Raw genomic sequence first — 7,229 nt, 5'->3', positions numbered from 1 at the left:
TGTCTTTCCGGGGCGGGACGGCCGGTCAAGGGTGGCCGAAGGCCATCGCGTAGCGACGCGACGAAGGAGCGCCCTTGAGGGGACGGCCCGACCCGGAAGGACCCTGGGACTGACGGGAAACCCCCACACCACCCTGATCCCGCCCAGGCGGCACAGAGCCCCCCGAAGCCCCCGCCCCGCGAGCCCCCGAAGCCCCCCCCGCCCCCTCACATGCTCAGCGAGCGCGCGTAGTTGATCTGGGTCATCACCCAGGCGTACGAGTGGGCGTCCGCTGCCGGGATCATCGTCGAGTGGTGGCGGCCGCCGCTCGTGACCGTGATCTGGATGTATCCCGTGGTGACCTTCTCCTTCATCAGGAGGAAGAGCAGGCCGATCAGGCAGAAGAGGGCGAAGACGATCGCGAGCACGATCGCGTGCGTCGGGATCTTCTCCTCGGTGCGGGAGAAGTCCGTCGCGTTCCACATCGCCCCCTGGAGCGGCATGTTGCCCGACGGGGTGATGATCTGGTCGCCCGCGATGGTGATGTCGCCGAGGCTCAGGCCGGGGCCGCCGGGGCCCGGGGCGTACGCGGGGGCGCCGCCCGGGATGCCTGCGCCGCCGATCGTCGGCTGGTAGGCGGGGGATCCCGGGTAGGGCTGGGGGTAGCCGTAACCGGCCTCTCCCTGGGCCCAGTTGTTGCTGCCCTGCGAAGGGTCGCTCGCGTACGGATTCGGCTGCTGGTCACTCATACGGCCGATCCTTCCACAGGCACCGGGCTGCGCCCTACCCCGCGGGCCGTCCGGCAGGCGCCGCCGCCTGCGCCGAGGGCCCGTACTCCGGTGCGGAGTACGGGCCCTCGGTCGTGGCGACGGGCTGGGCCGCGCCGGCGGAAGGTCAGAAGCGGCGGGTGATCAGTGCCCGCTTGACTTCCTGGATCGCCTTCGTGACCTCGATGCCGCGGGGGCATGCGTCGGTGCAGTTGAAGGTCGTGCGGCAACGCCACACGCCGTCCTTGTCGTTGAGGATCTCCAGGCGCTGCTCGCCCGCCTCGTCACGGCTGTCGAAGATGAAGCGGTGCGCGTTGACGATCGCCGCCGGGCCGAAGTACTGGCCGTCGTTCCAGAACACCGGGCACGAGGACGTGCACGCGGCGCAGAGGATGCACTTGGTGGTGTCGTCGAAGCGCTCGCGGTCCTCGGCGGACTGCAGGCGCTCACGCGTCGGTTCGTTGCCCGTGGTGACCAGGAACGGCATGACGTCCCGGTACGCCTGGAAGAAGGGCTCCATGTCGACGATGAGGTCCTTCATCACGGTGAGGCCCTTGATGGCCTCGACGGTGATGGGCTTCTCCGGGTTGATGTCCTTGATCAGCGTCTTGCAGGCGAGCCTGTTCTTGCCGTTGATCCGCATCGCGTCGGAGCCGCAGATGCCGTGCGCGCACGAGCGGCGGAAGGTCAGCGTGCCGTCGAGGTCCCACTTGATCTTGTGGAGACCGTCGAGCACGCGCTCCTTCGGGTCGATCTCGATCTGGAAGTCCTGCCACTCCGGCTGGTCCGAGACCTCGGGGTTGAAGCGGCGGATCCGGAAGGTGACCGTGATGAAGGGGGAGGCCGCGGCCGCCGCCTCCATCGAGTCCGTCTTGCTCAGGGTGGGGGTGCCCATCAGTACTTACGCTCCATCGGCTGGTAGCGGGTCGTGACGACCGGCTTGTAGTCGAGCCGGATCGAGTCCGAGCCGTCGGCTCCGACCTCGCGGTACGCCATGGTGTGGCGCATGAAGTTGACGTCGTCGCGGTTGGGGTAGTCCTCGCGGTAGTGGCCGCCGCGGGACTCCTTGCGCGCCAGCGCGGACACGGCCATGACCTCGGCCAGGTCGAGCAGGTTGCCCAGCTCGATGGCTTCCAGCAGGTCCGTGTTGAAGCGCTTGCCCTTGTCCTGGACGGACACGTTCAGGTAGCGCTCGCGCAACTCCGCGATCTTCTCGACCGCGGTCTTGATGGTCTGCTCCGTGCGGAAGACCATCACGCAGGCGTCCATCGTCTCCTGGAGCTCCAGACGCAGGTCGGCGACCCGCTCGTGGCCCGTGGAGTTGCGCAGGCGCTCGACCTGCTCCTGGACGAGGGCGGCGGGGTTCTCGGGGAGCTCGACGTAGTCGTTCTCCTGCGAGTACCGGGCGGCGGCGATGCCGGAGCGCTTGCCGAAGACGTTGATGTCCAGCAGCGAGTTGGTGCCGAGGCGGTTGGCGCCGTGCACCGATACGCATGCGACCTCGCCGGCCGCGTACAGGCCGGGGACGACGGTGGTGTTGTCGGCCAGGACCTCACCCTCGACGTTGGTCGGGATGCCGCCCATGGCGTAGTGCGCGGTGGGCTGGATCGGGATCGGGTCCGTGTAGGGCTCGATGCCGAGGTAGGTGCGCGCGAACTCGGTGATGTCCGGGAGCTTCGCGTCGAGCTGCTCCGGCGGGAGGTGCGTCAGGTCCAGGTACACGTGGTCGCCGGCGGGGCCGCAGCCGCGGCCCTCGCGGATCTCGGTGTAGATGGAGCGCGAGACGACGTCACGGGACGCGAGGTCCTTCATGACCGGCGCGTACTTCTCCATGAAGCGCTCGCCGTCCTTGTTGCGGAGGATGCCGCCCTCACCGCGGGCGCCCTCCGTCAGCAGGATGCCCATGCGCCAGATGCCCGTCGGGTGGAACTGGAAGAACTCCATGTCCTCCAGGGGCAGGCCGCGGCGGTAGCAGGCCGCCTGGCCGTCACCCGTGAGGGTGTGCGCGTTGGAGGTCACCTTGAAGAACTTGCCGGTGCCGCCGGAGGCGTAGATGACGGCCTTGGCCTGGAACACGTGGATCTCGCCGGTGGCGAGTTCGTACGCGACCACGCCGGCCGACTTCTTGACGCCGTCCTCTTCGACGAGGAGCTGGTCCAGGACGTAGAACTCGTTGAAGAACTCCACGCCTTCCTTGACGCAGTTCTGGTACAGCGTCTGGAGGATCATGTGGCCGGTGCGGTCCGCGGCGTAGCAGGACCGGCGGACCGGGGCCTCGCCGTGGTTGCGGGAGTGGCCGCCGAAGCGGCGCTGGTCGATGGTGCCGTCCGGGGTGCGGTTGAACGGCAGGCCCATCTTCTCCAGGTCGAGGACCGCGTCGATGGCCTCCTTCGCGAGGATCTCGGCGGCGTCCTGGTCGACCAGGTAGTCACCGCCCTTGACCGTGTCGAAGGTGTGCCACTCCCAGTTGTCCTCTTCCACGTTGGCGAGCGCGGCGGCCATGCCGCCCTGCGCGGCGCCCGTGTGGGAGCGGGTGGGGTAGAGCTTCGTCAGCACCGCGGTGCGGCTGCGCTTCGTCGACTCGATGGCGGCGCGCATGCCTGCGCCGCCCGCGCCGACGATGACGGTGTCGTACTTGTGGATCTTCATTGGTTTCGCCTCAGCCCCGTTGCCTAGCGGATGTTCGGGTCGAAGGTGAAGATCACCAGCGTGCCCAGAAGGATGGTGAACACCGTGGCGGTGTAGAGCAGGCCCTTCAGCCACAGCCGCGTGTTGGCGCGTTCCGCGTAGTCGTTGATGACGGTACGCAGACCGTTGGAGCCGTGCAGCATGGCCAGCCACAGCATCAGCAGGTCCCAGACCTGCCAGAACGGGGACGCCCAGCGGCCGGCCACGAAGGCGAAGCCGATCTTGGAGACGCCGCCGTCGAGCACCAGCTGGATCAGCAGGTGGCCGATGACCAGGACGACCAGGACGATGCCCGAGAGGCGCATGAAGAGCCATGCGGCCATCTCGAAGTTTCCGCGGGTCGAGCGCGGGGTCTTGCCCGTGCGCTTGCGCGGTGCCTCGATGTACGGGGCGGGGTTGTCGACGTCGTAGAGGGACGCGCCCTCGACGTCGCCGATGCCCTTTTCGAAAGAAGTGTCAGAAGACATGCGTGTCACTTCCCGAAGAGTTCGAGGTAGGCGTGGCCCAGGACGGGGTAGAGAGCCCCGACCATCAGCACGATCCAGATGCCCACGACGGTCCAGAGCATCTGCTTCTGGTAGCGGGGGCCCTTGGACCAGAAGTCCACGGCGATGACACGGAGACCGTTGAGCGCATGGAAGAGGATTGCGGCGACGAGGCCGTACTCCAGCAGCGCGACGATCGGCGTCTTGTAGGTAGCCACGACATCGTCGTACGCCTCGGGGGAGACGCGGACGAGAGCGGTGTCGAGGACGTGTACGAACAGGAAGAAGAAGATGAGGACGCCGGTGACTCGATGAGCCACCCAGGACCACATTCCTTCCCGGCCGCGGTACAACGTTCCAGCCGGCACGGAAAACCCTCCGGAAGCGGGGCGGGGGCCAGCCGGCTTCGTTGTCGGTCGGGCCCGGCCGGGTACGGTCCTCCGGCCCCGGACATCGTAGCGACGCTTTGTCGGTTCCTTCGCCCGGGGGTCTTCGGTGTGATCAAACAGGCACGTACGGACTATCCCACGGGGGCGTATCGCCCGATTTCCGTGGCAGACAGCCCATCGGGCGAGGTCAGCCAGCGCGTCAGGTCGAGAACCCGGGCCTGGGCGACCCGGCGGAGCTCGTCGGCGGAGATCGAGCGCTCCTCGTCGACCTCGTGCCCCATCCGGCGCCGGATCGCCGCCAGGAGCTGGTCGGCCTGCTCCTCCGGGGGGTGTCCGTCGAGGCAGATCACGAAGGCGTGGCCGAACTTCCGTTCGTACTCCGCGTGGGCCGCGTCGAGGGCCAGCAGGGCGGCGTACGGCGCGCCGTGCCCCAGTTCCTCGGGGCATTCGGCGGCCAGTGCTTCCGTGAGGTCCGCCTGGGAGAGGTCGTACGAGGCCTCGTCCGCGGCGGCGAGCAGCGCGCCGGGGTCGGGGTACGGGCGGTGCGTGGCCATCCGGTGGGCCCAGCGGCGGCTTCCGCAGCAGTGCATGAGGACGGCGTGGGCGGCTTCGGGGGCCAGGGCGTTGAACCGCGCCAGCCCGGAGCCGTGTGAAGGGTCGGAGCCGCCGCGGGCCTGGGCCGGAAGGTGGCTGGACAGCGGGGGGCTCCTCGTGGCGTGGCGCGGGTGTTCCGCCACGCTATCGACGCGGGGTCGTCAGTGGCGTACCCATTCGAGGATTTCACCCGGAAGTGAGCCGAAAGGATGAAGTGGGCATGGCTGACACCAGGCGGAAAGGGGAAGACGACCGAGGCCGCCACCCCCCACAGGAGAGGCCCCGGTCGCCGTCCGTCACGGGCTCGTGCGACAAGCCCGTACCCCTGTCAGCGCCTGGAGTGCGTTTTGTGTCACACCTCGCTCCGCGCAGGGATGGTTGCTCGTTGTACAACTCGTGGACGCGGGTGCTTGAAAGCCGTAACGTGCTGATTTGCGCCACACGTACAGGACAGTGAACGGGTTGGGGACTTTGCTGGGGGACGACGCGGAGCTGACCGCCGCGGTGCTCGCGGCACAGGACGGCGACGAGAACGCGTTCCGTACTGTGTACCGCGCCGTGCACCCGCGCCTGCTCGGATACGTACGCACGCTCGTCGGCGACGGCGACGCGGAAGACGTGACCTCCGAGGCCTGGCTGCAGATCGCCCGCGACCTCGACTCCTTCACCGGCGACGCCGACCGCTTCCGCGGCTGGGCCGCCCGCATCGCCCGCAACCGGGCCCTCGACCACGTCCGGATGCGCGGCCGCCGTCCCGCCATCGGCGGCGACGAGAGCGAGCTGGCCGGCCGGGCCGCGGACTGCGACACCGCGGGCGAGGCCATGGAGGCGCTGTCCACCGGAATGGCCATGGCGCTGATCGCGCAGCTGCCGCAGGACCAGGCGGAAGCCGTCGTGCTGCGGGTGGTGGTCGGCCTCGACGCCAAGTCCGCGGCCGAGACCCTGGGCAAGCGCCCCGGGGCGGTCCGCACGGCCGCGCACCGGGGGCTGAAGCGGCTGGCGGAGCTGCTGGCGGCGCAGGAGGCGCGGGGCGGGTCCGGGGCCGGCTGCGGCCCGGGCTCGGAAGCGGAGGCTCCGGTCGGCCATAATGCCGGGGGCCCGGCACGGGACGGCGGGGGCGGGAGGGATCTCGACGCCGTCCCCGCCCAGCGCGGCCGTGGCGGGGGCCTCGTAGAACAAACCGGTGTGACGCATTCACGTTGGCGGACGCAGAAGGACATGTGATGGCCGACGAGCGCGACAGGTGGCTGGACGAAGCCGCGGTGGACCGACTGCTGCGCGGCGAGCCGGTGGAACCTGTGGGGCCGGACGCCGATCCCGCGGCGCGGGCCCGTGCCGCCCGCCTGCGCGCAGCCCTCGACGCCCTGGCCGAACAGCCGGCCGCCGGAGCGGAACTGCCCGGTGAAGCCGCCGCCCTGGCCGCCTTCCGGGCGGCCCGCGGCCCGGCGGTCCGGGCCGCGGACCCGCCCCGCCCCGCGCCCCGCGCCGACCCCCTGCTGGACCTCGGACACCCCGTCTGCCTCTCCGCGCCGGCGCCGCGCGGACGCCGCGCCGCACGGCCCGTCCGCTTCGGACTGGCGGCCGCGCTGGCCGCGGTCGCCGTCGGCGGGGTGGCCGCGGCGGTGGGGGCCGGGCTGCTGGACCAGAACCGCAGCGACACCGCCGGCCCGGGGCCGGCCACGTCCGTCAGCGCGGACGGGGAGCTGCTTCCGTCGGGGAGCCAGGAGCCGACCACGGGCCCGGACCTGATGCCCAGCCCGCTGCGGGACGGCACGGCCTCCCCGCAGCCCTCCGGCGGGACGCAGTCCCCGGGCGCCGGCGGCGGCCGTACGCTCCCGGGCCCCCACGCCACGGGCGGGGGCTCCGCCGGCGCGTCCGCCACCGACGGCCCGGGCAAGGACGCGCAGGGCGGCCTGACCGGCGGCGCCGACCGGGACGGCAAGGGCGCGGACGGCGGCGGGGACGGTACGGACCCGGACCGGGAAGGGCTCACGGCCGGCGACCCCGGCAAGGACCGCGGCGGCGAAGGGGACAGCCGGCTGCGGAACGTCGACCTGTGCCGGGAGTACCGGGCGGGCCGGCTCGACGGCGACCGCCGCGACCGGCTCGCGAAGGTGGCCAGTGGCGCGGCGCGGATCGCGCGCTTCTGCGACACCCTGCTGGACCGGCCCCCCAAGGGCGGCGCCCGCGGGGACGCTCCCGCACCGCAGGGGCCCGTCTCCGGCGGGGCCGCGCCGCCGGCGCCCACGCTGGACCCCGCCCGGCCGCTCACCGGCTTCCTCGACCGCCGGTGATCGGCCCGCTCACCCCGCTGTAACACTTTTCGA

At 71.0% G+C, this 7,229-nt stretch carries 8 protein-coding genes; 2 read left to right on the top strand and 6 right to left on the bottom strand.

What is annotated here, in order from left to right; all coding sequences use genetic code 11:
* Nucleotides 1-206: 206 nt before the first annotated feature.
* From ACLJTM_RS24185 to ACLJTM_RS24160, 6 genes are all read right to left on the bottom strand, one after another.
* Nucleotides 207-728 (bottom strand): hypothetical protein, encoded by a 522-nt coding sequence (locus ACLJTM_RS24185; protein ID WP_411105780.1) that lies wholly within the window; start codon nt 726-728, stop codon nt 207-209.
* A 145-nt stretch (nt 729-873) separates the two neighbouring features.
* A complete protein-coding gene (locus ACLJTM_RS24180) occupies nt 874-1,641 on the bottom strand; it encodes a succinate dehydrogenase iron-sulfur subunit (protein ID WP_411105779.1) in 768 nt (255 codons plus the stop codon).
* Nucleotides 1,641-3,395 (bottom strand): succinate dehydrogenase flavoprotein subunit, encoded by a 1,755-nt coding sequence (gene sdhA, locus ACLJTM_RS24175; RefSeq protein ID WP_411105778.1) that lies wholly within the window; start codon nt 3,393-3,395, stop codon nt 1,641-1,643. Before sdhA ends, ACLJTM_RS24180 begins: the two co-directional genes overlap by 1 nt.
* Nucleotides 3,396-3,418: 23 nt before the next feature.
* Nucleotides 3,419-3,901, bottom strand: a complete 483-nt coding sequence (locus tag ACLJTM_RS24170; RefSeq protein WP_411105777.1) for a succinate dehydrogenase hydrophobic membrane anchor subunit — start codon at nt 3,899-3,901, stop codon at nt 3,419-3,421.
* 5 nt (nt 3,902-3,906) lie between these two features.
* Nucleotides 3,907-4,287 carry a succinate dehydrogenase, cytochrome b556 subunit gene (sdhC, locus tag ACLJTM_RS24165; protein ID WP_078892868.1) on the bottom strand — a complete coding sequence of 127 codons (381 nt, stop codon included), beginning with the start codon at nt 4,285-4,287 and terminating at the stop codon, nt 3,907-3,909.
* Between the two features lie 152 nt (nt 4,288-4,439).
* The gene (locus ACLJTM_RS24160; protein WP_411105776.1) at nt 4,440-5,045 is read right to left on the bottom strand and encodes a 2-oxo-4-hydroxy-4-carboxy-5-ureidoimidazoline decarboxylase; all 606 of its coding nucleotides are present in this window, start codon (nt 5,043-5,045) and stop codon (nt 4,440-4,442) included.
* A 328-nt stretch (nt 5,046-5,373) separates the two neighbouring features.
* On the opposite strand from ACLJTM_RS24160, the gene ACLJTM_RS24155 reads away from it, so the two are divergent.
* Together ACLJTM_RS24155 and ACLJTM_RS24150 are read left to right on the top strand one after the other, a co-directional pair.
* A complete protein-coding gene (locus tag ACLJTM_RS24155) occupies nt 5,374-6,126 on the top strand; it encodes an RNA polymerase sigma factor (protein WP_411105806.1) in 753 nt (250 codons plus the stop codon).
* Nucleotides 6,126-7,196 (top strand): hypothetical protein, encoded by a 1,071-nt coding sequence (locus ACLJTM_RS24150; protein ID WP_411105775.1) that lies wholly within the window; start codon nt 6,126-6,128, stop codon nt 7,194-7,196. The genes ACLJTM_RS24155 and ACLJTM_RS24150 overlap by 1 nt, the downstream gene beginning before the upstream one ends.
* The last annotated feature ends 33 nt before the right edge of the window (nt 7,197-7,229 follow it).

The organism is Streptomyces sp. cmx-4-9 (assembly GCF_046548835.1).
In the GTDB taxonomy this organism is placed as follows: Bacteria; Actinomycetota; Actinomycetes; order Streptomycetales; family Streptomycetaceae; genus Streptomyces.
Note: the sequence above shows the minus strand (reverse complement) of the source record. Positions and strands in the feature narration are given on the sequence as shown.

Bases quoted from the DNA above. Each gene is read 5' to 3' on its own strand.
- ACLJTM_RS24180 (WP_411105779.1), bottom strand. From the start codon at position 1,641: ATGGGCACCCCCACCCTGAGCAAGACGGACTCGATGGAGGCGGCGGCC.
- ACLJTM_RS24170 (WP_411105777.1), bottom strand. From the start codon at position 3,901: ATGTCTTCTGACACTTCTTTCGAAAAGGGCATCGGCGACGTCGAGGGC.
- sdhA (WP_411105778.1), bottom strand. From the start codon at position 3,395: ATGAAGATCCACAAGTACGACACCGTCATCGTCGGCGCGGGCGGCGCA.
- ACLJTM_RS24150 (WP_411105775.1), top strand. From the start codon at position 6,126: ATGGCCGACGAGCGCGACAGGTGGCTGGACGAAGCCGCGGTGGACCGA.
- ACLJTM_RS24185 (WP_411105780.1), bottom strand. From the start codon at position 728: ATGAGTGACCAGCAGCCGAATCCGTACGCGAGCGACCCTTCGCAGGGC.